The sequence below is a fragment of the Rugosimonospora africana genome (genome assembly GCF_016862975.1).
Taxonomy (GTDB): domain Bacteria; phylum Actinomycetota; class Actinomycetes; order Mycobacteriales; family Micromonosporaceae; genus Rugosimonospora; species Rugosimonospora africana.
Window position 1 is genome coordinate 63722 of the sequence record NZ_BONZ01000043.1, and the last position, 26927, is coordinate 90648.

20 protein-coding genes and 1 pseudogene are annotated in these 26927 nt (G+C 70.7%); 16 read left to right on the plus strand and 5 right to left on the minus strand.

What is annotated here, in order from left to right:
• The first annotated feature begins 68 nt into the window (after window positions 1–68).
• From Raf01_RS22835 to Raf01_RS22850, 4 genes are all read left to right on the plus strand, one after another.
• Window positions 69–2510 carry a transglycosylase domain-containing protein gene (locus Raf01_RS22835; protein ID WP_239133825.1) on the plus strand — a complete coding sequence of 814 codons (2442 nt, stop codon included), beginning with the start codon at window positions 69–71 and terminating at the stop codon, window positions 2508–2510.
• A gap of 250 nt (window positions 2511–2760) precedes the next feature.
• The gene (locus Raf01_RS22840; RefSeq protein ID WP_203920007.1) at window positions 2761–4878 is read left to right on the plus strand and encodes a diguanylate cyclase; all 2118 of its coding nucleotides are present in this window, start codon (window positions 2761–2763) and stop codon (window positions 4876–4878) included.
• Window positions 4879–5112: 234 nt separating this feature from the next.
• Window positions 5113–6879: a gamma-glutamyltransferase gene (ggt, locus tag Raf01_RS22845; protein ID WP_203920124.1), complete on the plus strand. Its 1767-nt coding sequence runs from the start codon at window positions 5113–5115 to the stop codon at window positions 6877–6879.
• 140 nt (window positions 6880–7019) lie between these two features.
• Complete coding sequence (locus Raf01_RS22850; protein ID WP_203920125.1) at window positions 7020–7772, plus strand: ROK family protein; 753 nt, start codon at window positions 7020–7022, stop codon at window positions 7770–7772.
• Window positions 7773–7836: 64 nt separating this feature from the next.
• Here Raf01_RS22850 and Raf01_RS22855 read toward each other — a convergent pair whose 3' ends face one another.
• The 3 genes from Raf01_RS22855 to Raf01_RS22865 are packed head-to-tail and all read right to left on the minus strand — an operon-like array spanning window position 7837 to window position 11017.
• Window positions 7837–8703, minus strand: a complete 867-nt coding sequence (locus tag Raf01_RS22855; protein ID WP_239133827.1) for a carbohydrate ABC transporter permease — start codon at window positions 8701–8703, stop codon at window positions 7837–7839.
• Window positions 8704–8706: 3 nt separating this feature from the next.
• Window positions 8707–9690: a carbohydrate ABC transporter permease gene (locus Raf01_RS22860; protein WP_203920008.1), complete on the minus strand. Its 984-nt coding sequence runs from the start codon at window positions 9688–9690 to the stop codon at window positions 8707–8709.
• Between the two features lie 16 nt (window positions 9691–9706).
• On the minus strand, window positions 9707–11017 hold the full coding sequence (locus Raf01_RS22865; protein ID WP_239133828.1) for an extracellular solute-binding protein: 1311 nt from the start codon (window positions 11015–11017) through the stop codon (window positions 9707–9709).
• A 144-nt stretch (window positions 11018–11161) separates the two neighbouring features.
• Between Raf01_RS22865 and Raf01_RS22870 the strand changes: the two genes are divergently transcribed.
• Window positions 11162–12166, plus strand: a complete 1005-nt coding sequence (locus Raf01_RS22870; RefSeq protein WP_239133829.1) for a LacI family DNA-binding transcriptional regulator — start codon at window positions 11162–11164, stop codon at window positions 12164–12166.
• A 96-nt stretch (window positions 12167–12262) separates the two neighbouring features.
• A complete protein-coding gene (locus Raf01_RS22875) occupies window positions 12263–14716 on the plus strand; it encodes a beta-glucosidase family protein (protein WP_203920009.1) in 2454 nt (817 codons plus the stop codon).
• Here Raf01_RS22875 and Raf01_RS22880 read toward each other — a convergent pair.
• Window positions 14701–14901 (minus strand): annotated as a pseudogene (locus tag Raf01_RS22880) (response regulator transcription factor); the annotation flags it as partial. The gene Raf01_RS22875 and the pseudogene Raf01_RS22880 overlap by 16 nt on opposite strands.
• A 149-nt stretch (window positions 14902–15050) precedes the next feature.
• A complete protein-coding gene (locus tag Raf01_RS22885; RefSeq protein WP_203920010.1) occupies window positions 15051–15797 on the minus strand; it encodes a GntR family transcriptional regulator in 747 nt (248 codons plus the stop codon).
• Between the two features lie 161 nt (window positions 15798–15958).
• Here Raf01_RS22885 and Raf01_RS22890 point away from each other — a divergent pair, with 161 nt between their 5' ends.
• The 10 genes from Raf01_RS22890 (at window position 15959) to Raf01_RS22935 (ending at window position 26885) form a co-directional block, all read left to right on the plus strand.
• Window positions 15959–16960 carry a Gfo/Idh/MocA family protein gene (locus tag Raf01_RS22890; protein ID WP_203920011.1) on the plus strand — a complete coding sequence of 334 codons (1002 nt, stop codon included), beginning with the start codon at window positions 15959–15961 and terminating at the stop codon, window positions 16958–16960.
• Entirely contained in the window at window positions 16957–17802 is an 846-nt protein-coding gene (locus Raf01_RS22895; protein ID WP_203920012.1) for a TIM barrel protein, read from the plus strand. The genes Raf01_RS22890 and Raf01_RS22895 overlap by 4 nt, the downstream gene beginning before the upstream one ends.
• A gap of 71 nt (window positions 17803–17873) precedes the next feature.
• On the plus strand, window positions 17874–18884 hold the full coding sequence (gene iolC, locus Raf01_RS22900; RefSeq protein ID WP_239133830.1) for a 5-dehydro-2-deoxygluconokinase: 1011 nt from the start codon (window positions 17874–17876) through the stop codon (window positions 18882–18884).
• The gene (locus Raf01_RS22905; protein WP_203920013.1) at window positions 18877–19752 is read left to right on the plus strand and encodes a Cgl0159 family (beta/alpha)8-fold protein; all 876 of its coding nucleotides are present in this window, start codon (window positions 18877–18879) and stop codon (window positions 19750–19752) included. Before iolC ends, Raf01_RS22905 begins: the two co-directional genes overlap by 8 nt.
• Window positions 19753–19761: 9 nt before the next feature.
• A complete protein-coding gene (gene iolB / locus Raf01_RS22910) occupies window positions 19762–20616 on the plus strand; it encodes a 5-deoxy-glucuronate isomerase (RefSeq protein WP_203920014.1) in 855 nt (284 codons plus the stop codon).
• Between the two features lie 12 nt (window positions 20617–20628).
• On the plus strand, window positions 20629–22488 hold the full coding sequence (iolD, locus tag Raf01_RS22915; RefSeq protein WP_203920015.1) for a 3D-(3,5/4)-trihydroxycyclohexane-1,2-dione acylhydrolase (decyclizing): 1860 nt from the start codon (window positions 20629–20631) through the stop codon (window positions 22486–22488).
• Window positions 22489–22520: 32 nt separating this feature from the next.
• Complete coding sequence (locus tag Raf01_RS22920) at window positions 22521–23501, plus strand: sugar ABC transporter substrate-binding protein (RefSeq protein ID WP_203920016.1); 981 nt, start codon at window positions 22521–22523, stop codon at window positions 23499–23501.
• Between the two features lie 71 nt (window positions 23502–23572).
• Window positions 23573–24616: an ABC transporter permease gene (locus Raf01_RS22925; RefSeq protein ID WP_203920017.1), complete on the plus strand. Its 1044-nt coding sequence runs from the start codon at window positions 23573–23575 to the stop codon at window positions 24614–24616.
• Window positions 24613–25443: an ATP-binding cassette domain-containing protein gene (locus Raf01_RS22930; RefSeq protein WP_203920018.1), complete on the plus strand. Its 831-nt coding sequence runs from the start codon at window positions 24613–24615 to the stop codon at window positions 25441–25443. Before Raf01_RS22925 ends, Raf01_RS22930 begins: the two co-directional genes overlap by 4 nt.
• Before the next feature lie 200 nt (window positions 25444–25643).
• Window positions 25644–26885, plus strand: coding sequence for a S8 family serine peptidase (locus tag Raf01_RS22935; protein WP_203920019.1), 1242 nt, complete (start codon window positions 25644–25646; stop codon window positions 26883–26885).
• The last annotated feature ends 42 nt before the right edge of the window (window positions 26886–26927 follow it).

Sequence of the window (26927 nt, forward strand, 5' to 3'; positions counted from 1 at the left end):
GGGAATCGATGCGCTTTCGGCACTCGCGGGGGACGTACCGAACGCAGCTATTCGCATACTCTGGTCTCGTGTTCCGGCGACGTAGGGTCCGCAAGCGTGACCACAGCCTGTTCTCCAATGCCACGGCCCTGATCGCGTGCGGACTGCTCGCCGGTGTCGTGGTCGCCGCGGCGGTCTTCCCCGCGGTCGCCATGTCCGGCCTGGCCGCCAAGGCGGGTGCCGATGGCTTCGACGACCTGCCCACCCAACTGACGGTCACGCGGTCGCCGCAGATCAGTTATGTCTACGCCTCCGACGGCAAGACGCTGATCTCCACGTTCTACGACGAGAACCGGCGCGACGTGCCCATCGCGCAGGTCGCCGAGGTCATGCAACACGCCATGGTGGCAGCCGAGGACATGCGCTTCTACCAGCACCACGGCGTGGACGTGAAGGGTGCGGCCCGCGCCCTGGTGGCCAACCAGCAGTCCGGCCAGACCGAGCAGGGCGCGTCGACGCTGACCATGCAGTATGTGCGGCAGGCGATCGAGTATTCGGCGTCCTCGCCGCAGGAGGTCGTCGACGCCACCTCGGACACGCCGGCGCGCAAGCTGCGCGAGATGCGCTACGCGCTGGCGCTGGAGAAGACCCTCAACAAGCAGCAGATCCTTGAGCGCTACATGAACATCGCGCCGTTCGGCAACGGCGCCTTCGGGATCTACGCCGCCGCGGAGGTCTACTTCGGCAAGCCGCCCGGCCAGCTCAACCTGGCCGAGGCGTCGTTGCTGGCGGGCCTGCCGAAGGCACCCAGCTCGTACGATCCGATGACCACGCAGGGGCTCAAGTTCGCGATGGAGCGGCGCGACAACTACGTGCTGGCCAACATGGTGAAGATGGGCTACATCAGCGAGGCCGAGCGGCAGGCTGTGATCAAGGCGCCGCTGAAGTTCACCGGCAAGCCCACGCCCAACGGCTGCGCGCTGGTGACGAACAACAGCTGGGGCTTCTTCTGCGATTACTTCTACCGCTGGTGGCTGCAGCAGCCGGCGTTCGGCGCCGACGCGTACGAGCGGGAAAACCGGCTCAAGACGGGCGGCTACTCGATCGTCACGTCGCTGGACGTGGGCGCGCAGGCGGCGGCCAAGAAGCACATCGAGCAGCTGGACAAGACCGGGAGCAATCCGAGCGCCTTGATGCTCGCCGGCGTCGAGCCGGGCACCGGGCACATCGAGCTGATGGCGGCGAACCGGAACTACAGCAACGACCAGTCGCACAATCCGCTGACCACCGACCCGATGAAGCGCAAGTACGGCGTCCGGGGCAACACCCCCAACACCACCAACCCGCTGATCAGCGGCGGCGGCGACATCAACGGATACCAGGCCGGGTCGTCGTTCAAGGTGTTCACCATGGTGGCCGCGTTGGAGCAGGGAGTCTCGCTCAACTACAACATCGACACCACGTCGCCGTACGTCTCGCACTACGTCATCGACCCGGGCAGCCCGGCGGCCTGCAACGGTCCGCACTACTGTCCGGTCAACGACAACCCGTCCTGGATGAACGGGTCCCGCAACATGTGGACCGGCCTGGGCCGCTCGGTCAACACCTACTGGGTGCCGATGGAGGAGAAGATCGGCGCGCAGAACGCGGTCAACGCGGCCAAGAGCCTGGGCATCCAGTTCCGCGCGGGGAACGACGCCAAGCTGGCCGCCAACGCCAGCCAGTGGGGCGCGTTCACGCTCGGCGTCTCCGCGACCACTCCGCTGGACATGGCCAACGCCTACGCCTCCCTGGCCGCGGACGGCAAATACTGCGAACCGCTGCCCGTCGTCGCCATCCGCGACTTCTCCGGCGCCAAGCTCGACGCCGCAACCCCCCGCTGTCACCAGGCGGTCCCGGTCAACGTGGCGCGAGCCGCGGTGGACGCGATGCGCTGCCCGGTCGGCGACCAGTCGACTTACGGACAGTGCGACGGCGCGACCGCCGCGAACATCCGCGGCATGGTCGGCAAGCCGACGGCGGGCAAGACCGGAACCACCGACGGCAACATGACCGCGACACTGATCGCGATGACCAAGCAGCTCGCGGTCGGCGGCATCCTCGCCGACCCGGACTGGCCGACGACCACCCATCTGGTACGCGACGTGGGCGGCCGCGACCCGCACGCCGGTGTGGTCAACCCGGCGGTCGGCGAGACCCTGCACGACTTCATGGTCGGCAAGCCCGGCATCGGCTTCACCGCCCCGCCCCGCAACCTGGCGTTCGGGAAACAGTCCGGGATGCCGAACGTGACCTGCCAGTCGGTCGCTTCGGCGACCAGCAAGCTCAAGGGGGCCGGGTTCAAGGTGACCGTGGACCGGACCCCGATGACCTCGAAGTGCGCGGCGGGGACGGTCGCGCAGGCCAGCCTGTCCGGCGGGACGGTCACACTGATCGTGAGCAAGGGTGGCGGTGCCACCACGCCGCCCACCCGCGGCGGCGTCAAGCCGCCCACCCGGGGTGCCCCGCCGTCTCGGGGCGGCCACGGCTAGACCCGACCGGCAGGTCGTGCCGCGGACCTTGGCACCGGTTGACCGGTGGTCTACGGTGTAGCTCGTATCAGCCAGGGGGAGGCGTTTGGGGGGTTCGCCTCCACCACAAGCTGGCTGCGGCTGCGCTCCCCCAGGGGGCTGTTCCGGGCTCCATCCGCTTCATCAATAACGGCAGGCGGGTCACGATGCGGGCTGGCGAGCCCGGAGCACGGTGACCTGACTCGATCAGATGACCGTGGGGGAAGCCCCGATGGAACCGAAGACGCGACGTGGCGTTGACGGCTGGTTCGTCTACCTGGTCGGCGGGCTGAGCGTCGTCGCGGCGTACTGCCTGGTGCCGGGGCAGGAGACCGGCCGGGCCGTACGGGTGGCGCTGTACTGCCTGGTGGGTGTGTCGGCCGCGGTGGCTCTCGGGTACGGACTGTGGCGACACCGTCCCCCGCAGTGGTTGCCCTGGCTGTTGCTCGGCGTCAGCCAGCTGATGTATGCCGGCGCCGACGCCGGGGTACGGCTGGCGAACCTGGCCGGGGTGACCGTACCGTGGCCGGTCCTCAACCTGCTGTACCTGTCCCACTACCCGTTGTTGGTGGTCGGGCTCAGCCTGCTCGTCCGCGCCCGGATTCCGGGCCGGGACCTGGCCGGCCTGCTGGACGCGGGCGTGCTCGTCGTGGTGGCGGCGCTGCCGTACTGGCTGTACCTCATCGAGCCGCACTCCCACCACCACACGTCGCTGGCCGTGAAGGCGGTCTGCGTCGGGTACCCGGTGATGGACCTGGCGTTGCTCGCGGTCGCGGTGCGGCTGATGCTCGGCGCCGGACGCCGGCCGGCCGCGTTCCTGCTGCTGTCCGGTTACCTGGCGGCGATCCTGACGGCCGACACCTGGTACGCGATAGAACGGTTGCACGGCGCCCACATGTCCGGCCGGGCGCTGAACCTGGTCTGGCTCATCGGCGACCTGTGCCTCGGCGCCGCCGCGCTGCACCCGTCGATGCGCCGGCTCGGGGAGCGGTCACACACCAGGGACGCGGGCCGGGTGCCGCTGCGGGTCGTCGCGCTGTCCGCGACCGCGTTCACCGCGCCGGTGATGCTCCTCGTCGAGTTTTCCAACCGGGAGTACCGCGACATCCCGGCCACCGCGGTCGGTTGCGCGCTGCTGTTCGGGCTCACCGTCATCCGGGTCGGCGGTCTCGTGGCCGACCAGCGGCGCTCGGCCATCACCGACGCCCTGACCGGACTGCACACCCGGCAGTTCGTCGAGGCGCAGCTCGCCCTGGAGGTGGCCCGGGCACGGCGGGCCGACACCACGGTGGCGATGTTCGTCATCGACATCGACGGCTTCCAGTCGATCAATGACCGGTACGGACACGCGGCAGGCGACCGGGCGCTGGTCGAGATCGCCGAGCGGCTGCGCGCGGCGGCCCGGCCCGGCGACGTGCTCGGCCGTTACGGCGGCGAGGAGTTCGCCGTGCTGGCACCCGGGATCTGCCCGGACGAACTCGCCGCGATGGCGCACCGGTTGTCCGAGCGGCTGACCGGCAGCCCGCTCGCGGTGTCGACGACCACCATGCTGATGATCACCGTGTCGGTCGGTGCAGTCAGCTATCCGAGCGGCGGCGACACCCCGGACGAGCTGGTCGCGGCCGTCGACCGGGCGCTGGCGCGGGCCAAGGAACGCGACTGGGCCCGGTTGTCGTACCGGGGCCCGGCGCGATCCGGTGCGGCGCCGGCCGTCCTGCTCGGCGGCGAGGCGCCGATGGTCGACTACCTGCGCCAGATCGCCGACCGGGTCGACCTCTGGCTGTCCGCGCAGGAGCACAGCACGGCGATCGCCCGGTGGGCGACCGTACTGTCCGGGCGACTCGGCCTCGACGAGGCCACCGGCTGGCGGCTGGAGCTGGCCGGCCGGCTGCACGACGTCGGGAAGATCGTGGTGCCGGAGTCGATCCTCACCAAGCCGGCCCGGCTGACCGATGAGGAGTGGCTGCTGCTGCGCCAGCATCCCGACCACGGGTCGCGGTTGGCTCGGCTGGTGCCGGGGTTCGACGCGGTCGCCGAGTCGATCCGGCAGCACCACGAGCGGTACGACGGCGACGGGTACCCGGACCGGCTGGCCGGTTCGGATATCCGGCTGGAGGCGAGGATCATCGCGGTCTGCGACTCGTGGGCGGCCATGCGCTCGGACCGGGCGTACCAGGCGGCGCTGAGCGAGGACCAGGCGCGCGAACAGATGTGGGCGGGCCGGGGCACCCAGTTCGATCCGGACCTCGTCGACCTGTTCCTGGACCTGCACGAGCGCGGCGAGGTCGGGGCCCTGCGCCTGCTGCGGCCCGCGGAGCCGGAGCGGACGTTCCAGAAGTCCGTCCCCTAGCCGACCGGGCACGCCTCCGTCCATTGTGGACAACCTGGCACGCCGGCCGGAGTGTCGTGCCGTCTCCACTTGCGGGTCGCTACCGGTGGGGGTAGGCAGAGGAATGTCGATGTTTCGTCGTACCGGGGAGGCACTATGAGGCCGAGTCGCGGGTTGCGCCGCTCTGTGTTGCGGCGCGGCTACCTGCTGGCGGCGTTCGCCGCGGCGACCGCGCTGGCGGTGCCGGGCACTGCGATGGCCGCGACGCCGGCCGGTCACTCTCCCGGTGGGGGTGCCCCGCCGACAGGGGTCACGCCCTCGGGAGCCACCGCCGTGGGCTTCGGCGGTGCGGTGGCCACGGTCGACCCGACCGCGACCAGCGTCGGCTTGGAGGTGCTGCGGCGCGGCGGCAACGCGGTCGACGCCGCGGTGGCGGCCGCGGCCACGCTCGGAGTCACCGAGCCGTTCTCGTCGGGCATCGGCGGCGGCGGCTTCTTCGTGTACTACGACGCCCGCACCCGCAGCGTGCACACCCTCGACGGCCGGGAGACGGCACCGGTCTCGATGGACCAGAACGCGTTCGTGAACTCGAGCACCGGGCAGCCCTACGCGTTCCAGGAAGGCAGGGTCAGCGGCATCTCGGCCGGCATTCCCGGCTCACTGCTGACCTGGCAGACGGCGCTGCACAACTGGGGCAGCGGGTCGCTTCGCGACGCCCTGGCCCCGGCGATCGGCGTGGCGCAGCACGGGTTCCCGGTCGACGCCACGTTCGCCGGCCAGATCAGCAGCAACGCGGCCGCGTTCAGCCAGTTCACCTCCACCCGGGCGCTGTACCTGCCGAATGGCGCCCCGCCCGCGGTCGGCTCGACGTTCCGCAATCCCGACCTGGCGAACACGTACCGGCTGATCGCCCGCGACGGCGTGCGGGCGTTCTACCGCGGCCCGATCGCCGGCGACATCGTGCACACGGTGCAGCACCCGCCGCTGGCGGCGGATCCGGCGATGCCGTGGGCATACCAGATCCGGCCGGGCACCATGCGAACCTCGGACCTGGCCGCCTACACGGTGCGCCAGCCCGCGCCGACCCACGTCACCTACCACGGCCTCGACGTGTACGGCATGGCCACCCCGTCCAGCGGCGGCAGCACGACCGGTGAGGCGCTGGACATCCTGAAGAACTTCGACCTGGCGCACGAGTCGCGCACCACCGCGATGAACGACTACCTCGAAGCCAGCGCGCTGGCATTCGCCGACCGCAACCGCTTCGTCGGCGACTACACGCCGCGGTCCGAGTTGAACGCCCTGCTCACCAACGACTTCGGCAAGCAGCGGGCCTGCCAGGTCAATCAGGCGCACGCGCTGGCCGCCCCGGTGGGGCCGGGCGTGCCGGGCGGCAGCGCCGGGTGCACGGCGTCGGCCGGCACCGCGGACGACAGCAACGAGCAGAGCACCACCAACCTGACGGTGGCCGACCGGTGGGGCAACGTGGTCGAGTACACGCTGACCATCGAGCAGATCGGTGGCAACGCGATGCTGGTGCCCGGCCGCGGTTTCCTGCTGAACAACGAGCTGACCGACTTCAACTTCACCCCGACCCAGGGCAGCGCACCGGATCCGAACCTGCCCGGCCCGGGCAAGCGGCCGCGCAGTTCGATGTCGCCGACCATCCTGCTCGACCACGGCCGCCCGTTCCTGGCGGTGGGCTCGCCGGGTGGCGCGACCATCATCACCACGGTGCTGCAGATTCTGGTCAACCGGCTCGACTTCGGGATGAGCCTGCCGGACGCGATCGCCGCGCCACGGGCCTCCCAGCGCAACAGCGCGACGACCGACGTGGAGCAGCCCTTCCTGGATTCTCCGCAGGCCGGCGCACTGGCCGCGTTGGGGTATAAGTGGGGCACCCCGGCAGAGATCGGGGCGGCCACCGGCATCGAGTTCCTGTCCGGCAACCGGCTGCTCGCGGCGGCCGAGCCGGTGCGACGGGGGAGCGGATCGGCCGGGGTGGTGCATCCCACGCGTTGACCGACATGACTACCGAATCCGGCGGGGCGGCCAGTGGCGGCCCCGCCGGGCTGTCCGGGTACGAACTCGCACCGCCCGCCGGACCGGGCCTGCGGACGGTGCCCCACAACGGTTCCGTGGGGGCCAGGCACACTGTGATCGTGAAGACGACGCTGGCCATCGACTGCGGCGGTGGCGGGATCAAGGGTTCGATACTGGACGAGGCCGGGACGATGCGTACGCATCCGAAGCGGGTACCCACGCCGTACCCGCTGTCGCCGGCCCGGTTCGTCGACACCCTCGTCGATCTGGGCTCGTCGTTTCCGGCGCCGGACCGCGTCACGGTCGGCATGCCCGGCATGATCCGCCACGGGGTCGTGGTCGCCACACCGCACTACGTCACGAAGAGCGGGCCGCGCACGAAGGTCGACCCCGACCTGCTGGCCGCGTGGAGTGGGTTCGACGCGCAGACCGCGGTCGCCTCGGCGTTCGGGGTGCCGACGCTGGTGCTCAACGACGCCGAGGTGCACGGGGCCGGTGTGGTCGCCGGAGCCGGGCTCGAACTGGTGCTGACGCTCGGCACCGGGCTGGGCTGCGCCCTGTTCGACGGCGGCACGCTGGCGCCGCACGTGGAGTTCTCGCAGGCGCCGGCGAAGTGGGGACAGAGCTACGACACGTACATCGGGGAGCCGGAACGGCGCCGGTTGGGTGACGCTTTGTGGTCACGTCGGGTACGGGCGGTGGTGGAGGCGCTGCGGCCGGTGTTCCTGTGGGACCGGCTCTACCTCGGTGGCGGCAACTCCCGGCGCATCCGGCCGGAGCAGTTGACCCGGATGGGCGACGACGTGGTCGTGGTGCCGAACGCCGCCGGCATCGTCGGCGGCGTCCGGGCCTGGTCGATCCGCGGAATCTAGCGGGCGGGCCGAACCGGCACCCCCGTGCCGGCTCGCCTCAGACCGTGCCGGCCGACCGCTCGGCTCAGCCCTTGACGGAGCCGGTGAGACCGCCCACGAGGTGCCGTTCGGCGAACACGAACAGCCCCAGCGCGGGCAGCATCGACGCCGCCGTGTAGGCCAACACCCGCGCGGTGTCCTGGGTGTACTGCGACTGGAACGCGGCCACCCCGAGCGGCAGCGTGAAGTCGCTGGGATCGCTCAGCACCAGCATCGGCAGCAGGTACGCGTTCCAACTGGTGACGAACGCGAGCACGCCCACCGTGGTGAGCGCCGGACGGGACAGCGGCAGCAGGATCCGCCAGAAGAAACCCAGCCGGCTGGCGCCGTCCACGACCGCGGCGTCCTCGATCTCACCGGGGATCGCGCGCATGAACGGGCGCAGGATGACGATGGTCACCGGCAACGAGAACGCCGCCTCCGGTAGTGCCACGCCGATCAGGTGCTCCAGCAGGCCCACCTGGCGCAGCAGCAGGTACAGAGGCAGCGCGGCGGCGGAGATCGGGAACAACAGCCCCACCGTGAACAGCGTGTAGATGCCCTCCCGACCCCGGAACGTGTAGCGGGACAGCGCATAGCCGGCCATCGAGCCGAAGACCAGCACCAGGGCGGTGGCCACCACCGCGATGATCACGCTGTTGCCCAACGCCTGCCAGAACACCGCCGAGGTGAACACCGAGGTGTAGTTGCTGGTGATCCACGGGTGCGGGATCCCGGCCGGGTGCGCGTTGATCTGCGCGTTCGTCCGGAACCCGCCGAGCGCGGTGAACAGCAGCGGTACCACGGTGATCCCGACGACCAGCACCGCCGTGAGGTAGGTGAACGGGGTTCCCAGGGACATGGCGCGCCGCCGAGGCGAGGTGCGCCGGATGGTTGTCTCAACGGTGGTCACTGGTCACCCCACGATCCGGGTCAGCGCGCCCTCGGTGTCGCGCCGCAGTGCGAAGCGCTGGTAGATCAGCGCGAACGCGAAGCAGATGACGAAGAGGATCACCGCTACCGCGCTGCCGTAGCCGAACTGGTAGCTGGTGAATCCGTGTTCGAGCAGGTAGTTCGCCATGGTGTTGGACGCGTCCGCCGGCCCGCCGAGCGTCATGATCCAGACCAGGTCGAACAGTTGCAGCGATCCGATGACGGACAGGAAGATCCAGATCCGGATGGTCGGGCCGAGCAGGGGCAGGACGATCCTGCGCGTGGTGTGCCAGGCCGACGCGCCGTCGATCGCCGCCGCCTCGTGCAGTTCACGCGGGATGTTCTGCAGGCCGGCCAGCAGGAGGATGATGCCGAAGCCGATGTACTTCCAGGTGATCACCACGAACAGCGTGTACAGCACGATGTGCGTGTTGGCCAGCCACTGGTGGATCAACCCGCCGAGACCGACCCCGCGGAACACGTGGTCGACCAGGCCATCGGGTTGGAGCATGAGCGACCAGACGACCGCCGTGATCGCCTCGGAGAGCACGTACGGCGCGAACACCACCAACCGCAGGAACCGCCTACCCCGGATCCGGCGGTTGAGCAGCAGCGCGAGCCCGATGGACAGCGGCAGCTGGATGATCACCGAGAGGACCGCGATGATCAGGTTGTGCCCGATCGCGTGCACGAACACGGTGTCGTGCAAGGCCCTGCGGTAGTTGCCGAAGCCGTACGGCTCGCGGGGGCTGAAGCCGGTCCACTTGAAGAAGCCGTAGTAGACGGCCGCGACGATGGGCGCCAGCACGAACCCGACGAACATGATCAGTGCTGGGCCCAGCAGAAGGACGAGCTCCAACCGTTTGCCCCACCCGGCCCGGCGCCGGGCTGGCCGCGCGTTCGCGCGACCAGCCGGCGTCCGGGTCGTCGCCGCCAGCGTGGCGGTCTGACCCTTTTCGATCGTCATCCGAATACTGCCTCAATCACTGGTTCGCGACGGCCTTGGTGAATGCCTGCACGATGCCCTCGGGCGTGCCCTGCCCCGCGAAGAAGTTGGCGATGGCGTCGTTGAGGGCGTTGCCCACGCTGGTCGGCAGCGCCTGGTCGAAGTACATCTGGATGTACGGCGCGGACGACAGGTAGTTCTGCACGGTCTTCAGGGTCGGGTCGGTGATCGCCGAGACCGCGGCCGGGTTCGACGGCAGGGTCGCCGTGTTGGTCTGCACCAGCTTGGTCTGGACTTCCGTGCTGGAGATGTACTTCAGGAAGTCCGGGCAGGCCGGTCCGGCCTTGACGCTGCACGAGAAGCCGTCGCCGCCGCCCAGCGCGACACCGGGCGTACCCGGCGAGCCGGTGATGTTCGGGAACGGGAACCAACCGAGCTTGGTCGCGTACTGCTTGTCGGTGGCCAGCGGGATCATCGTGGGGAGTTCCCAGTCACCCTGCAGCTCCATCGCGGCCTTGCCGTTGGCGACCAGGCCTGCCGAGCTGCCCGCGCCCTGCTGGGCGGGGGTGCCCAGGAACGCGTTCTGGAACGGGCTGGTCCCGATGAACGTCTTGAGGTCCTGACCGGCCTTCACGTAGCACTGGTCGGTCATCTTGAGGTCCTTGATGGTGGACTTGATGGTGTCCAGCGAGCACTCGCGCAGCGCGAAATACTCCCACCAGAACGCGTCCGGCCACTTGTCCTTGCTGCCGATCGCCATCGGCGTGATGTGCGCGGCCTTGAGCTTCGCCACGTCGCTGTTGAGGTCGTCCATCGTGGCCGGCGGGTTGGTGATGCCGGCCTGCGTGAACAGGTCCTTGCGGTACCAGAAGCCGACCACGTGCAGGTCGTACGGGATGCCGTACTGCTTGCCGTCAGCCTGCCAGAGCGCCGCCGAGTTGCCGAGGTCCTTGATCCAGCTCGACGTCGCGTCGGTCATGTCCATGAGCTTGCCGGACTGGACCTGAGTCGCCTCGGCTCCGCCGCCCCACTGCTGGAAGATGTTCGGCGGGTCGCTGGACTGCAGGGCGATCGGGATCTTCGTCTTCAGTGACTCGTTCTGAGTCGGAGAAATCTTGAACGATACGTTCGTATGCGCCTTGTGGTAATCGTCGGCGATCGACTGCCAGACCCCGCGTCCGGGCTGCTGATCGGCGTTGTGCCACCAGGTCAGAGTCGTCTTGCCGCCGGAGGAGTTGGACGAACTGTCATTGCCGCCGCATGCCGTTGCGGTGAGTGCTAACGCCGTTGCGACGGCAAGTGCGGCACACCTCCGGGGGATGCTCATGTGGACGTGCATGTTGGTCATCTCCTGACAGTGTGAGGACTGGCAACTGGCTCAGCCATCGATGGCGGGGAGTCTCCGCCGGAATCGATAGCGGCGAGTCTCCGCTTGTTCTCGTCAGGTTGTCAATCGTTGTTGATAACGTTATCGACGGCTATCCTGCGTACCGTGGAACCCAGCTCTCGAGTCACCATCCGTGACGTCGCCGCCCGTGCCGGTGTTTCGGTCGCCACCGTGTCGAAGGTGCTCAATGGGAGGTACGGGGTCTCCGCCGCCACGAACGCCCGGGTTCAGGAGGTCATCGAGGAGCTGGGATACGAGGCCAGCCTCGTGGCGCAGAGCCTGCGCAACCACCGGACCAACGTCATCGGGATCTTGGTCGCCGACATCGAACCGTTCAGCGCCGAGCTGCTCAAGGGTGCCGCCGAGGGGATCAGGGGCACCGGGTTCGAGATGGTGGTCTACTCGGCCGGCGGTCGCACCAGCGATCGCGTGGGCTGGGAGCGGCGGTACCTGTCCCGGCTGTCCGGCACGCTCATCGACGGCGCCATCCTCGTCACCCCGACCGTGGTCGACGTGCGCTTCGGCGCGCAGGTGGTCGCCGTCGACCCGCACACCGGCCCGACCGACCTGCCCACCGTCGACTCGGACAACCTGCGTGGTGCCCGGCTGGCCACCGAGCACCTGCTCAGCCTGGGCCACCGCCGGATCGCGATGCTGACCGGCCGGCCCGACCTGCAGTCGGCGCAGCTGCGGGAGCAGGGCTTCCGGGAGGCCATGAGCGAGGCCGGCGTACCGGTCGACCCGGCGCACGTGCAGCCCGGCGGGTACGTGCCGGAAGTGTCGACCGAGGCGGCCGGCCGGCTGCTCGCCGGGGCGGACCGGCCCACCGCCGTGTTCGCGGCCAACGACCAGTCCGCCATCGCGACCGTGGACGTCGCGGCGAAGGTGGGACTACGGGTACCGGAGGAACTGTCCGTGGTCGGCTTCGACAACATCCCCGAGGCGGCGCTGTCGGTACCGCCCCTGACCACGGTCGAGCAGCCGATCCACGAGATGGGCCGGCGCGCGGTCGACATGGTCATCAACCTCATCCACGGGCGGGACATCGGCCCGACCCACGTCACCCTCCCGACGAGGCTCGTCGTGAGGCAGTCCACCAAGCCCCTCTGACCGCCGAGCCCCTTCTGACCGCCGAGCCCCTTCTGACCGCCAAGCGCCTCGGAACACCAAGCACTTCTGACCCCAGCGCCAGAACGGACCCCTTGCATGACACACGACAGCGACCTGCCGCAGGACACCTGGCGGGATGTCACAGCCCCCACCGCCGCCCGGGTGGCCGACCTCATGGCGCGCATGACGGTGCGCGAGAAGTTGGCTCAGCTGTACGGCGTGTGGGTCCAGGTGGATGAGGTGGCGGGAGCCGTCGCACCACACCAGGGGGACCAGGCGCCCGATCCGCTCGACTGGGACGAGCTGATCCGGCACGGCCTCGGCCAGATCACCCGCGTCTACGGGTCCGCGCCGGTCGACCCCATCGACGGCGCCCGGCGGGTGGCGAACCTGCAGGGTCAGGTCACCAAGGCCGGCCGGTTCGGCGTCCCCGCGATCGTGCACGAGGAGATTCTCACCGGCCTGGCCGCGTGGCAGGCGACGATCTACCCGTCGCCGCTGTGCTGGGGGGCCAGCTTCGACCCCGAGCTGAGCGAGGCGATCGGGGCCCAGATCGGCGGCCTCATGCGGCGCCTGGGCGTCCAGCAGGGCCTGGCCCCGGTCCTGGACGTCGTACGCGACCTGCGGTGGGGCCGGGTCGAGGAGACCATCGGCGAGGACCCGTACCTGGTCGGCATTATCGGCAGCGGTTACGTGCGCGGCGTCGAGTCGGCCGGAGTCGTGGCCACCCTGAAGCACTTCGCCGGCTACTCCGCCTCGCGCGCCGGGCGCAACCTGGCGCCGGTGTCGATCGGGCGGCGCGAGATCGCCGACGTGCTGCTGCCGCCGTTCGAGATGGCGTTGCAGGCCGGGGCGCGTTCGGTGATGAGCAACTACACCGACCTCGACGGGGTACCGGTGGCCGCCGATCCGGCGCTGCTCACCGAGGTGTTGCGGGAGCGGTACGGGTTCACCGGCACCGTGGTGTCGGACTACTTCGGGATCGCCTTCCTGCAGACCCTGCACGGGGTGGCGGCGAGCCGGGCGGACGCGGCCGAGCTGGCACTGAGGGCCGGCATCGACGTCGAGCTGCCCGGCATGAACTGTTACGGCCAGCCGCTGGTCGACGCGGTCGAGTCGGGTCGGGTGGACATCGCTCTGATCGACCGAGCGTTGACCCGTGTCCTGCGTCAGAAGTGCGAACTCGGCCTGCTGGACCCGGACTGGTCGGCGCAGCCACCGGCGTTGTCGGCCGGGGTGACCACCCTGGAGATCGACGACGAGGCGTCCAGGCAGCTCGCTCGGCGGGCCGCGCAGCGGTCGATCGTCCTGCTCCGCAACGAGCCCCCCGGCTCGGTCCAGCAGGCTGGCTCGGCTCAGCAGGGCGATTCGGCTCAGCAGGCCGGTTCGCCGGTCCTGCCGCTCGCGCCGGGCCTGCGGCTGGCCGTGGTCGGGCCGGGAGCCGACGAGCCGGACGCGATGCTCGGCTGCTACTCGTTCCCCCGGCACGTCGGCATCCACCACTCCGACCTGCCCAAGGGGGTGGCGATCCCGTCGCTGGTGGAGAGCCTGCGGGCGGATCCGGCCGGGTACGAGGTCCGGTACGTGCAGGGCTGCCCGGTGACCGGCGGGGACGACGCGGGCATCGCCGACGCGGTCGCCGTCGCCCGGTGCGCGGACGTGTGCCTGGTGGTGCTCGGTGACCTGGCCGGGCTGTTCGGCGCGGGTACCTCCGGCGAGGGCTGCGACGCGGTCGACCTGCGCCTGCCGGGCCGGCAGGAGGAGTTGCTGGAGGCGGTGCTGGCGACCGGTACGCCGGTGGTGCTGGTGCTCCTGCTCGGCCGCCCGTACGAGCTGAGCCGCCAGGTCGACCGGTTGGCCGCCGCCGTGTGCGCGTTCTTCCCCGGCGAGGAGGGTGCCCCGGCGCTGGCCGACGTGCTCTCCGGGCGGGTCAATCCGTCCGGCCACCTGCCGGTCAGCTTCCCGGGTGCGGGTGCCAGCCAGCCCTCCACGTATCTGGCGGCGCCGCTGGCCCAGCGCAGCGAGGTCAGCACCGTCGACCCGACACCGCTGTTCCCGTTCGGGCACGGGCTGTCGTACGCGCCGGTCTGCTGGGGCGAGGTGACGCTGAACGGCCCGTCGCTGTGGCCGGCGGAGGGCAGCAGCCGGCTGTCGGTGACGTTGCGCAACGAGTCGGACCGGGACAGCAGCGAGGTCATCCAGGTCTACCTGCACGACCCCGTGGCCGAGGTGGTGCGGCCGCTCCAGCGGCTGATCGGTGCGGCCCGGGTGGATCTCGCGGCGGGCGATTCCCGCACCGTACTCATGGATCTGCACGCCGACCTGACGTCCTACGCCGGGCTCGGCGGTGAGCGGATCGTGGAGCCGGGGGAGGTGGAGCTGTGGGTGGGCGCGTCCAGCACCGACATCCGCGCCCGGCTGCACCTCATCATGACCGGGCCGCGGCGGACGGTCGGCTTCGACCGGGTGATGCATCCGAAGGTGACGGTACTGGCGCAGCAGGCCCTCAGTTCCGATGAGGCCGCTAGCGCGGATCAGATGTCCAGGTAGCGCAGCACGGCCAGTACCCGGCGGTTGTCGTTCTGGGAGGCGGGCAGGTTGAGCTTGGCGAAGATGTTCGCCACGTGCTTCTCGACCGCCCCTTCCCCGACGACCAGACTCGCCGCGATGGCGGCGTTGGACCGGCCCTCGGCCATGAGCGCGAGCACCTGACTCTCCCGGGGTGTGAGGGCGGCCGCGGAGCGGTCCGGGGCTCCTGGAGATCACGTTAGGGAGCCGCGACGGCACGCAGAATACGGCTGCCACCCGCCTTCGTTACGGGGGGTAACCCCCGGTACCGGCTCGGCGCCGGCTGGCACGGCGTTGGCTTTCCGGCGCTGGCGGATCAGCGCTGGCTGCTCAGCACGAACTCGAAGGAGTACAGCGAGGCGCGGTAGTAGTGGTTGCCGAACTCCACCGCGCGCCCGGTGTCGTCGTACGCGGTGCGCTGCATGGTCAGCAGGGCGCCGCCCTTGCGGTCGCGCAGCAGCCGGGCCTCGGCCGCGGTGGCGCAGCGGGCACCCACCGTCTGGGTGGCCAGGTGCAGGCGGATCCCGGCCGCGCGCATCAGCTGGTAGAGCCCGGTGCGCTCCAACGCTTCCGCGGACAGCGGCACCAGGTCCGCCGGCAGGTAGTTGCGCAGCACGGCCAGCGGCTCGCCCCGCGCGTAACGCAGCCGCTCCAGCACCGCGACCGGTGCGCCCTCGGCCAGCGCGAGCGAGCGGGCGACCAGGTCGGGCGCCGGCTGCTCGTGCAGGGACAACACCTCGGTGGTCGGGTCCTGGTCGCCGCCGGTGAGGTCGTCGAAGAGGCTGGTCAGCTCGAGCGGCCGGCGGACGCGAGGCTGGACCACCTGGGTACCCACGCCCCGCTTGCGCACCAGAAGTCCGCGGTCGACGAGGTAGCCGATCGCCCGGCGCACCGTCGGGCGGGACAGCCCGAGCTGGTCGGCGAGCGCGATCTCGTTGCCCAACTGGGTGCCCCGGGCCAGGTCGCCGGACTCGATGGCGGCCTCCAGCTGCTGCGCGAGCTGGTAATACAGCGGCACCGGACTACTGCGGTCGACCGTAGCCTCCGCGGGCGAGAAAGCCACCGGATCCTCCCTGCGAGCTGGATCCCCGAATGCGAGTGCTGGATCGCCAATGTGAGCGCCGCGCTCGTATTGGCCTGACGTCAGATTGTAAGTATGTCAGAACAAAGTATTGACGCCATGGTTGGCGGGCGTGACGATCGGTTCATCGAGGAGGTTCGACGATGCGCATAGGACTTGCCGGCGTCGGCCGGATCGGCGCTTTCCACGCAGCCACTCTGCGCGGCCTCGACCGGATCGAATCACTGGTGCTCGCGGACGCCGACCGCACCCGGGCCGACCAGGTCGCGGCGGCGTTCGCGGCCGAGTCGGTCGACTCGCCCGACGACCTGTTCTCGGCCGGGCTCGACGGTCTGGTGATCGCCGCCGCGACCGGTGCGCACGCGGAACTCATCATGCGCGGGGTGGACTGCGGGCTGCCGGTCTTCTGCGAGAAGCCGGTCGCTCCCGACGTGGCCGGCACGCTCAAGGTGCTCGCGCACGTGCGCGACTGCGGGGTACCGGTGCAGATCGGTTTCCAGCGGCGGTTCGACGCCGGATTCGTGGCGGCGCGCGAGGCGGTCGCGTCCGGGCGGCTCGGTTGGCTGCACACCGTCCGCGCCGGCACGCTGGACCCGGCGCCGCCGTCGCCGTCGTACATCGCCACCTCCGGTGGACTGTTCCGAGACTGCAGCGTGCACGACTTCGACGCGATCCGTTGGGTCACCGGGGCCGAGGTGGTCGAGGTCTACGCGGTGGGTGGCAACCGGGGCGCCGACTTCTTCCGCGAGGCCGGCGACGTGGACACCCTCTCCGCGGTGCTCACCCTCGCCGACGGCACCTTCGCGCACGTCGCGGCGACGCGGTACAACGCGGCCGGCTATGACGTCCGGCTGGAACTGCTCGGGTCGGCGTCCAGCATGACGGTCGGCCTGGACGACCGGCTGCCGATGCGCTCGGCCGAGCCCGGGGTCGCGTTCCCGGCCGGGGCGCCGTACCCGCAGTTCATGGACCGGTTCCTCGACGCCTACCGGCGCGAGCTGGCCGCGTTCGTCGACATCGTCGCCGGCCGGGCGGCGGTGAGCTGCTCGGTGGACGACGCGCTGGAGGCGTTCTACATCGCCGAGGCCGGCGAGCGTTCCCGCCACGAGCACCGCCCGGTCCGGGTCGAGGAGGTACGCGCGTGAGGATTGCCGGGGCACCTATTTCCTGGGGAGTGTGCGAGGTGCCCGGCTGGGGTCACCAGCTGGCGCCGGACCGCGTCCTGACCGAGATGCGGGAACTGGGCATCGCGGCCACCGAGTTCGGGCCGGACGGGTTCCTGCCCGACCCGGCCATCCTCGCCCGGTACGGGCTGGCCGCGGTGGGCGGCTTCGTCCCGGTGGTGCTGCACGAACCGGAGCTGGATCTGGCTGCCCTCATCACTCCGGTACTGGACGCGTTCACCGCCAGCGGAGCCGGCGTCCTGGTGCTCGCGGCCGACGCCGGCCAGGTCGGCTACGACGAGCGGATCGAGCTGGACGAAACGGCGTGGCGCACGCTGACCGGAAACCTCGACCGGATCGCCGCGCTGGCCGCCGGGCGCGGGATCCTGGCCACCCTGCACCCGCACGTGGGCACGGTCGTCGAACGCCGTGCCGACGTGTTGCGGGTACTCGACGGCAGCGAGATCCCGCTCTGCCTGGACACCGGGCACCTGCTCATCGGTGGCACCGACCCGGCCTGGCTCGCGGCCCGCGCCCCGGAGCGGATCGGGCACGTGCACCTCAAGGACGTCGACGAGGAGTTGGCCGGGCAGGTGCGCGGCGGTGCGCTGCGGTACACCGACGCGGTCGCGGCCGGCATGTACCGGCCGCTGGGCGCCGGGGGAGTGGACATCGCCGGGATCGTGCGCGCGCTGGAGGCTTTCGGGTACCGGGGCTGGTATGTGATGGAGCAGGACGCGGTGCTGTCCGGCGAGCCGCCCGACGGCGCCGGCCCGATCGACGACGTGCGGGCGAGCCTGGCGTACCTGAACGGGCTGCCGTGACCGACAACGCCGTGCCAGGCAACGCCATGTCTGACGGCCCCGTGCCAGACAACGCCGTGCCAGGCAACGCCATGTCTGACGGCCCCGTGCCAGACAACGCCGTGCCCGACAACGCCGTGCCCGACAGCGTCGTGCCCGAGTTCGACGTGTTGACGATGGGGCGCATCGGGGTCGACATCTACCCGTTGCAGACCGGGGTGTCGCTGCGCGAGGTGAGCACGTTCGGCAAGTACCTGGGCGGCAGCCCGACCAACGTGGCGGTGGCCGCCGCCCGGCACGGCAGGCGGGCCGCGGTCATCACCCGTACCGGTGCCGACCCGTTCGGCGCGTACCTGCACGACGCGCTGGCCCGGTTCGGCGTCGACGATCGGTACGTCACCCCGGTGCCCGGGATGCCGACCCCGGTGACGTTCTGCGAGATCTTCCCGCCCGACGACTTCCCGCTGTACTTCTACCGGTACCCGACGGCACCCGACCTGCAGATCCACGTCGGCGAGTTGGACTTCGACGCGATCCGCCGGGCCCGGCTGTTCTGGGTCACCGGCACGGGACTGTGCCAGGAGCCCAGCCGCTCGGCGACGCTGGAGGCGCTGCGGGTCCGGAACCGTACCGGAATCACCGTGCTGGACCTGGACTACCGGCCGATGTTCTGGGAGTCGCGCGACCATGCCCGGCGCTGGTTCCGGGAGGCGCTGCCGTACGTGAGCGTGGCGGTCGGCAACCTCGACGAGTGCCTGACCGCGGTCGGCGAGTCGCGGCCCCGCGCCGCGGCGAAGGCGCTGCGGGAAAGCGGAGTCGGGCTGGCCGTCATCAAGCAGGGGCCGCGGGGCGTGCTCGCCGACGACGGGCGGGAGGAGATCGTGCTGCCGCCGGTACCGGTCGAGGTGGTCAACGGCCTCGGTGCCGGCGACGCGTTCGGTGGCGCGCTGTGCCACGGGCTGCTGGCCGGCTGGCCGCTGCGGGACACCATCCGGTTCGCCGGCGCGGCCGGTGCGCTCGTCGCCGGCCAGCTCGCCTGCGCCGACGCCATGCCGGACACCGGCCAGGTCGAGGCGAAGCTGGAGGAGGCGATGGATGCATAGCGAGCAGCTGCGCAGGATCATCGAGGCGCGTACCGGCCGGGCCGAGACGATCGCCGAGGCCGCCGCCCGCCGGATCCGGCCGAAGTCGCTGACCGGCCCGAGCGGCAAGCTGATGATCATCGCGGCCGACCATCCGGCACGGGGCGCGCTCCGGGTCGGCGACCGGCCGATGGCCATGGCCGACCGCACCGACCTGCTCGACCGGATCGTGCTGGCGCTGTCCCGGCCCGGCGTCGACGGCGTGCTGGGCACCGCCGACATCGTCGAGGACCTGCTGCTGCTCGGCGCGCTGGACGGCAAGGTGGTCATCGGTTCGATGAACCGGGGTGGCCTGGCCGGCACCGCGTTCGAGGTGGACGACCGGTTCACCGGGTACCGGGCGGACGCGATCGCGGCGATGGGGTACGAGGGCGGCAAGATGCTGATGCGCATCGACCCGGACGACCCCGCCACGGTGTCCACAGTGGAGTCGTGCGCGCACGCCGTGACCGAGCTGGCCCGGCACCGGCGGATCGCGATCGTGGAGCCGTTCCTGTGTCACCGCGGCGGCGGCCGGTTGCGCACCGACCTGAGTGCGGACGCGATGGTCCGGGCGGTCACCGTGGCGGCCGGGCTGGGCAGCACGTCGGCGTACACCTGGCTGAAGATTCCGGTGGTCGACCAGATGGAGCGGGTGGCCGCGGCCACCACGCTGCCGGCGCTGATCCTCGGCGGCGAGGTGAGCGCCGACCCGGACGGGGCGTTCGACGGCTGGCGCAAGGCGCTGGAGCTGCCGACCGTGTGCGGCCTGGTGGTCGGCCGCGCGCTGCTCTACCCGCCGGACGGTGACGTGGCGGCCGCGGTCGACACCGCGGTCGGCCTGCTGTAGGAGTATGAGATGGATTTCCACCTGTCCAGAGGCGGCGCCGCCGACGGGCCGTACCGGCTGGCGGTCACCCCGGAGCGCGCGGGCTGGGAATACAGCGGGCTGCGGGTGCTGGAGTTGCCGCCCGGCGGCTCGCACCGGTTCGACACCGGCCCGGACGAGATGCTGGTGCTGTCGCTGTCCGGCGGATGTGCGGTGCGCTGCGACGGTCAGTCCTTCGAGCTGACCGGGCGCCGCGACGTGTTCGCCGGGGTCAGCGACTTCGTCTACCTGCCGCGGGACGCGAGCGTGGACATCGTGGCGCCGGACGGCGGGCGGTTCGCGTTGCCCAGCGCGCGGGCGGGGCGGCGGCTGCCGGCGCGGTACGGGCCGGCCGGGGCGGTGCCGGTCGAACTGCGGGGCGCCGGCCAGGCGAGCCGGCAGGTGCACAACTTCTGCGCGCCGGAGGCGTTCGAGGCCGACCGGCTGATGGCGGTCGAGGTGCTCACCCCGGGCGGCAACTGGTCGTCGTACCCGCCGCACAAGCACGACGAGTCCAGCTCCGGGGAGTGCGCGCTTGAGGAGATCTACTACTACGAGGTGGCCGGCGAGAACGGCGTCGGGTACCAGCGGGTCTACCAGTCCACCGTGGACAGACCGATCGATGTGCTCGCCGAGGTGCGCACCGGCGACGCGGTGCTCATCCCGTACGGGTACCACGGGCCGTCGATGGCGGCGCCCGGGTACGACCTGTACTACCTCAACGTCATGGCCGGGCCGGGGAAGGCGCGGGAGTGGCGGTTCACCGACGACCCGGCGTACGCGTGGATCCGGTCGTCCTGGTCGCAGCAGCCGGTCGACGCGCGGCTGCCGCTGAACTCGAGATGACGGTGATGGCAAATGCCGAGGCTGACCGTGGCGCAGGCGCTGGTGAGGTTCCTGGCCAACCAGTACACCGAACGGGACGGAGCGCGGCACCGGCTGTTCGCCGGGTGCCTGGGCATCTTCGGGCACGGCAACGTGGCCGGCGTCGGTGAGGCACTGCGCGCCGCCGGTGACGACCTGCGCTACCACCAGGCGCGCAACGAACAGGCGATGGTACACACCGCGGTCGGGTACGCGCGGATGCGCAACCGGCTGTCCACGTTCGCCTGCACCACCTCGGTCGGGCCCGGCGCCACCAACCTGGTGACCGGCGCGGCGCTGGCCACCATCAACCGGATTCCAGTGCTGCTGCTGCCCGGCGACGTGTTCGCCAGCCGGGCGGCCAGCCCGCTGCTCCAGGAACTCGAGGACTTCCGGGCCGGTGACGTGTCGGTCAACGACTGCCTGCGCCCGGTGTCCCGGTACTGGGACCGGATCAGCCGGCCCGACCAGCTGATCCCGGCCGCGCTGGCGGCGGTGCGGGTGCTCACCGACCCCGCCGAGACCGGTGCGGTCACCCTCGCGCTGCCGCACGACGTGCAGGTGGAGGCGTACGACTTCCCGGAGGCGTTCCTTGCCCCGCGGACCTGGCCGGTGCGCCGGGCGGAGCCGGATTCCCGGGCGCTGGCCGAGGCGGTACGCCTGATCCGCGCCGCCCGCCGGCCGCTGCTGGTCGCCGGTGGCGGGGTCATCTACTCGGAGGCCACCGAGGCACTGTGCGACCTGGTCGAGGCCACCGGGATCCCGGTCGCGGAGACCCAGGCCGGCAAGGGGGCCCTGCGCTACGACCACCGGTGCGCGGTGGGCGCGATCGGCGCCACGGGTACCACCGCGGCCAACGCGCTGGCCGCGCGGGCGGACGTGGTGATCGGGGTGGGTACCCGGTGGAGCGACTTCACCACCGCCTCACGCAGCGTGTTCGCCGACCCGGGCGTGCGCTTCGTGAACCTCAACGTGACGGCCGTCGACGCCGGTAAGCACGCCGGCCTGGCGCTGGTCGCCGACGCCCGGGCCGGACTGGAGGGGCTGCGCCGGGAACTGGCCGGCTGGGCGGCACCACCGTCGCATGTCGAGGCCGCCGCCCGACTGGCCGGGGAGTGGGACACCACCGTCGAGGCAGCGTACCGGCAGGGTCACGCGCCGCTGCCCGCGCAGAGCGAAATCATCGGTGCGGTCAACGACGTCAGCGGCCCGCGCGACGTGGTGGTGTGCGCCGCCGGGAGCATGCCGGGGGACCTGCACAAGCTGTGGCGTACCCGGGATCCGAAGGGGTACCACGTCGAGTACGGGTACTCGTGCATGGGGTACGAGATCGCCGGGGCGCTCGGGGTGAAGCTCGCCGATCCGGACCGCGAGGTGTTCGCGATGGTCGGCGACGGCTCGTACCTCATGATGGCGCAGGAGTTGGTGACCGCCGTCCAGGAGAACGTGAAGCTGACCGTCGTCCTGGTGCAGAACCACGGGTTCGCCTCGATCGGCGCGCTGTCCCAGTCGCTGGGGTCCGACCGGTTCGGCACCGCGTACCGGTACCGGAACCCGGCGACCGGCCAGCTCGACGGCGACGTGCTGCCGGTCGACCTGGCCGCGAACGCGGCGAGCCTGGGCGCGGACGTGATCCGGGCGGCCGGTGTGGAAGAGTTCCGGGCGGCTCTGCGCAAGGCGATCGCCTCGTCGCGGACGACCGTGGTGCACGTCGAGACGGACCCGACCGTGCCGGCGCCGGATTCCGGCGCCTGGTGGGATGTCCCGGTGGCGGAAGTGTCCGGTGTGGACGACGTGCGCGCGGCCCGGGACGGGTACGAGAAACACAAGCGGGCGCAGCGCCGATACCTGTGAACGCAAGCATAGCGAACCGGAGGATGCGAAACATGCGAAAGAGTAGGCGGCTGCTGTCCGCGCTCGTGCTCATACCGCTTGCCCTGACCGCGCTGACCGCGTGCCAGGGCGGCAAGAAGAACGAGGCGAAGACCACGCCGGGCACCAGCGGGGGGTACACCTTCGCGGTCGTCACCCACGGCGGCTCCGGCGACGCGTTCTGGACCGTCGTCAAGAACGGTGCGATGGCCGCCGGTAAGCAGATGGGCGACAAGGTGACATACTCCAGCAGCGGCGACCCGCAGCAGCAGTCACAGCTCATCGACGCGGCGGTCAACCAGAAGGTGGATGGGCTGGTGGTCTCGATGGCCAACCCGGACGCGCTGAAGTCGTCCGTCACCAAGGCGGTCGCCGCCGGAATCCCGGTCATCACCATCAACTCCGGTGCCGAGGACTCCGCGGCGTTCGGCGCGATCGCCCACGTCGGGCAGGACGAAACGGTGGCCGGCAAGGGCGCCGGGGACAAGCTCGGCTCGATGGGCGCGCACCACGTGCTGTGCGTCATCCACGAGGCCGGCAACGTCGGGCTCGAGCAGCGGTGCGCCGGGGCGAAGGCCGGGCTGACCGGTGGCACCGTGGAGAACCTCCAGGTCGACCTCAACAACCCGCAGGCGGCACAGTCGACCATCCAGGCCAAGCTCCAGTCCGACAAGTCGGTGGACGGGGTGCTGACCCTCAACGCCCAGGTCGCCTCGTTCGCCGTGGCAGCGGTCAAGGGCGCCGGTTCGAAGGCCAAGGTGGCCACGTTCGACCTGAACACCGATGTGGCCAAGGCCGTCGAGTCCGGCGACATCGCGTTCGCCGTGGACCAGCAGCAGTACACCCAGGGGTACCTGCCGATCGTGCTGTTGACGCTGTACAAGCAGAACCTGAACACGCTGGGCGGCGGGCAACCGATCCTGACCGGTCCGGGCTTCGTCACCAAGGACAACGCCGCACAGGTCGAGGCATTGACCGAGAAGGGCACCCGGTAGAGCCTGTGGGGCGTCCCGCGACGCGGGGCGCCCCTCCCGCCGGCTTCGGCGATGATCCGAGAGGAACGTGCATGGCAACCGCAACCGCCGCACCGGTGGACGAGCGGATCAAGAATCTGGGCGTCACTCGACAGCTGCTGGCCCGCCCCGAGATCGGCGCGCTGCTCGGCGCCGTCGTGGTGTTCGCGTTCTTCGCGGTCCAGTCCAGCGTCTTCCGCTCCGGCGCCGGGGTGGCCAACTGGCTCGACCCGGCGTCGACCCTGGGCATCATGGCGATCCCGGTGGCACTGCTGATGATCGGTGGCGAGTTCGACCTGTCCGCCGGCGTGATGGTGGGTACCGTCGGGCTCACCATCGGGCTGCTGACCGGCCAGTACGGGATGAACACCTGGGGCGCGCTGGTCATCGCGCTCGCCCTGGCGCTGGCGCTGGGCTTCTTCAACGGGTACCTGGTGGTGCGCACCAAGCTGCCCAGCTTCATCATCACGCTCGGCACGTTCCTCATGCTGCAGGGACTGAACCTGGGCGTCACCAAGGCCGTCACCGACACCGTGCAGGCGGACGCGATCGACACCGCCCCGGCGTACCGCCCCGCGTACGACATCTTCGCGAGCACAGTCAGCGTCGGCGGCGTCGAGTTCCGGGTCACCATCCTGTGGTGGATCGCACTGACCGCGCTGGCGACCTGGGTGCTGCTGCGCACCCGGTTCGGTAACTGGATTTTCAGCGTCGGCGGCAACGTCCAGGCCGCGCGCAGCGTCGGGGTACCGGCGGCCCGTACCAAGGTGGTCCTGTTCATGACGACCGCGGCCGGCGCCTGGCTGGTCGGTACGATGAGCGCGCTGCGGCTGACGTCGATACAGGCGAACACCGGCATCGGCGAGGAGCTCATCTACATCGTCGCGGCCGTGATCGGCGGCTGCCTGCTCACCGGCGGGTTCGGCTCCGCGGTCGGGGCGAGCCTCGGCGCGCTCATCTTCGGCATGGTGCAGCAGGGCATCGTGTACCTCGGCTGGGACAGCGACTGGTTCAAGTTCTTCCTGGGCGCCATGCTGCTGCTGGCGGTGTTCACCAATCAGTTCGTGCGGCGTCTGGCAGAGGAGAGTCGGCGATGAGCGAGACGGCGCAGGCCGATCCGGTACCGGCGGCGGCCCCGGAGGCCGCACCGCTGCTGGAAGTCCGCGACATCGGCAAGTACTTCGGCAGCGTCATCGCGCTTCAGGGAGTGTCCACCCAGGTGGCTCCCGGGCAGGTCTGCTGCGTGCTCGGCGACAACGGCGCCGGCAAGTCGACCCTCATCAAAATCCTGTCGGGAGTGCACCAGCAGGACACCGGGGAATACCTCATCGACGGGGAGCCGATCCGGCTGGCCAACCCGCGCGCCGCGCTGGACCGCGGGATCGCCACGGTGTACCAGGACCTGGCGATGGTGCCGCTGATGCCGATCTGGCGCAACTTCTTCCTCGGTTCCGAACCGACGAAGGGCCGGGGGCCGCTGCGCCGGCTCGATGTCGCCAAGGCCCGGGACATCACCCGGCGGGAGCTGGCCGGCATGGGCATCGACATCCGCGACCCGGATCAGCCGGTCGGTACGCTGTCCGGCGGCGAGCGCCAGTCGGTGGCCATCGCCCGGGCCGTCCACTTCGGAGCGCGGGTGCTGATCCTCGACGAGCCGACCTCGGCGCTGGGCGTGAAGCAGGCCGGGGTCGTGCTGCGCTACATCGCCCAGGCGCGCGACCGTGGCCTGGCGGTCGTCTTCATCACGCACAACCCGCACCACGCGTACCCGGTCGGCGACCGCTTCGTGTTGCTGAAGCGGGGCCGCAGCCTGGGCGACTTCGCCAAGTCCGAGGTCGGGCTGCCGGAGCTGACCCGGCTGATGGCCGGCGGCGCGGAGTTGGAGGAGCTGAGCCACGAACTGGAGCGGGAACCGCAGGCATGAACCGGCCGTCCGGGCGCGCTCGCGAGCGCGCCCGGACGGGTAGCGGGGCTCTCAGCCGAGCGTGGGTAGAAAGTCGAGTGTTGAAGCCGCTCCGGCATCGACTACCGCGCTGGTTGCAGGCGACGATCCAACCAGGGCTGGATGTCGCGGAACCTTTCGATCAATAGCGTCGCGGATGATCTCTGTCGAAAGGAGCGCCCATGCGCTCGTGGCCGCGCGCCGGTGCCGTGATGGCGGTGAGCATGCTGCTCATCGCGATGACCCCTTCGCCCGCGCCAGCCGCCCCGTCACCGCGTTCCGACGAATGGTGGCTGTCCTCCTGGGGGATCGACAAGATCTGGCCGATCACCCAGGGCAAAGGAGTGACAGTCGCCGTTCTCGACACCGGTGTCAACGCCGACCTGCCCGAGCTCGCGGGGCACGTGCTGCCCGGTACGGATGTCACCGGTGAAGGCGGGGACGGGCGTACCGACATCGACACCCAGGCCGGCGGTCACGGTACCGCCATGGCCGCGCTCATTGTCGGACAAGGCCGCGGTACCGGCCTGGTTGGGGTCGCGCCGGAGGCCACGGTGCTGCCGGTGACCGTCACCGACGGCACCGCCGCCAGCGCCGAGCCGTTCCACGAGCACATCGCGGCGGGGATCCGGTTCGCCGTCAACCACGGAGCGACCGTGGTCAGCATCTCCCAGGCTTACCCTGCCGACGGCTGGCCGCAGCAGTGCCCGCCGGACATCCTCGACGCGATCGTCTACGCCAGCCGGCACGACACCGTCATCGTCGCCTCCACGGGCAATGACGGCGGTGTCGGCAACTCGGCCCAGGCGCCCGCGTCTTGCCCCGGGGTGTTGGCCGTCGGCGGAGTCATGGCGGACGTGAAGCCCTGGCCTCTGACCCAGCAGGTGCCGTTCGTCGGCGTCGCCGGACCGGCCGGCGCCGTCGGGCTCCTGGACAAGCACGGGCAGCTGAGCACCGGTAGCGGTACAAGCCAAGCGGCCGCGCTCGTTGCCGGCGGAATCGCGCTCGCCCGCGCCGCCAACCCGACGATGCCCGCTCGGCAGATCGTCCAGCGGTCCATGGCCACCGCGCTGGACAGCGGCGCGCCCGGGTTCGACAACCAGACCGGCTACGGCGCCTTCCGCATCCACCGGGTCATGGATCTCAGCTTCCAGGTGCCCGACAACGCACCGAATCCGACCTATGAGCGACTCGACAAGGTGCTCAACGCCCAGGCGGGTGCCACCGCACAGCCGACAAGCACCGGGCCGGCCGCGTCTAACGTGCCCCGCGCCGAGTCACCACGCAAGTCGTCAACGGGTCCGGTCGTCGTTGCCGGGTCCGTCATCCTCGCGCTGCTGGTCATCGGCGGCCTGGTGCTCGCCGGGAAACGGCGGGCCGCGCGACCGAAGCAGTGGCAAAACGTACGGGATATCGATGAGTAGCACTGTCAGCCTGAGGTGTTGACGCTTCCCGTGCCGCGGCAT

What these genes read in the sequence shown, in the direction of transcription:
- Raf01_RS22840 (WP_203920007.1), top strand. Translation starts at nt 2,761, where the DNA reads ATGGAACCGAAGACGCGACGTGGCGTTGACGGCTGGTTCGTCTACCTG.
- ggt (WP_203920124.1), top strand. Translation starts at nt 5,113, where the DNA reads ATGGCCGCGACGCCGGCCGGTCACTCTCCCGGTGGGGGTGCCCCGCCG.
- Raf01_RS22860 (WP_203920008.1), bottom strand. Translation starts at nt 9,690, where the DNA reads ATGACGATCGAAAAGGGTCAGACCGCCACGCTGGCGGCGACGACCCGG.
- Raf01_RS22865 (WP_239133828.1), bottom strand. Translation starts at nt 11,017, where the DNA reads ATGACCAACATGCACGTCCACATGAGCATCCCCCGGAGGTGTGCCGCA.
- Raf01_RS22875 (WP_203920009.1), top strand. Translation starts at nt 12,263, where the DNA reads ATGACACACGACAGCGACCTGCCGCAGGACACCTGGCGGGATGTCACA.
- Raf01_RS22890 (WP_203920011.1), top strand. Translation starts at nt 15,959, where the DNA reads ATGCGCATAGGACTTGCCGGCGTCGGCCGGATCGGCGCTTTCCACGCA.
- iolC (WP_239133830.1), top strand. Translation starts at nt 17,874, where the DNA reads ATGTCTGACGGCCCCGTGCCAGACAACGCCGTGCCCGACAACGCCGTG.
- Raf01_RS22905 (WP_203920013.1), top strand. Translation starts at nt 18,877, where the DNA reads ATGCATAGCGAGCAGCTGCGCAGGATCATCGAGGCGCGTACCGGCCGG.
- iolB (WP_203920014.1), top strand. Translation starts at nt 19,762, where the DNA reads ATGGATTTCCACCTGTCCAGAGGCGGCGCCGCCGACGGGCCGTACCGG.
- iolD (WP_203920015.1), top strand. Translation starts at nt 20,629, where the DNA reads ATGCCGAGGCTGACCGTGGCGCAGGCGCTGGTGAGGTTCCTGGCCAAC.
- Raf01_RS22920 (WP_203920016.1), top strand. Translation starts at nt 22,521, where the DNA reads ATGCGAAAGAGTAGGCGGCTGCTGTCCGCGCTCGTGCTCATACCGCTT.
- Raf01_RS22925 (WP_203920017.1), top strand. Translation starts at nt 23,573, where the DNA reads ATGGCAACCGCAACCGCCGCACCGGTGGACGAGCGGATCAAGAATCTG.
- Raf01_RS22930 (WP_203920018.1), top strand. Translation starts at nt 24,613, where the DNA reads ATGAGCGAGACGGCGCAGGCCGATCCGGTACCGGCGGCGGCCCCGGAG.
- Raf01_RS22935 (WP_203920019.1), top strand. Translation starts at nt 25,644, where the DNA reads ATGCGCTCGTGGCCGCGCGCCGGTGCCGTGATGGCGGTGAGCATGCTG.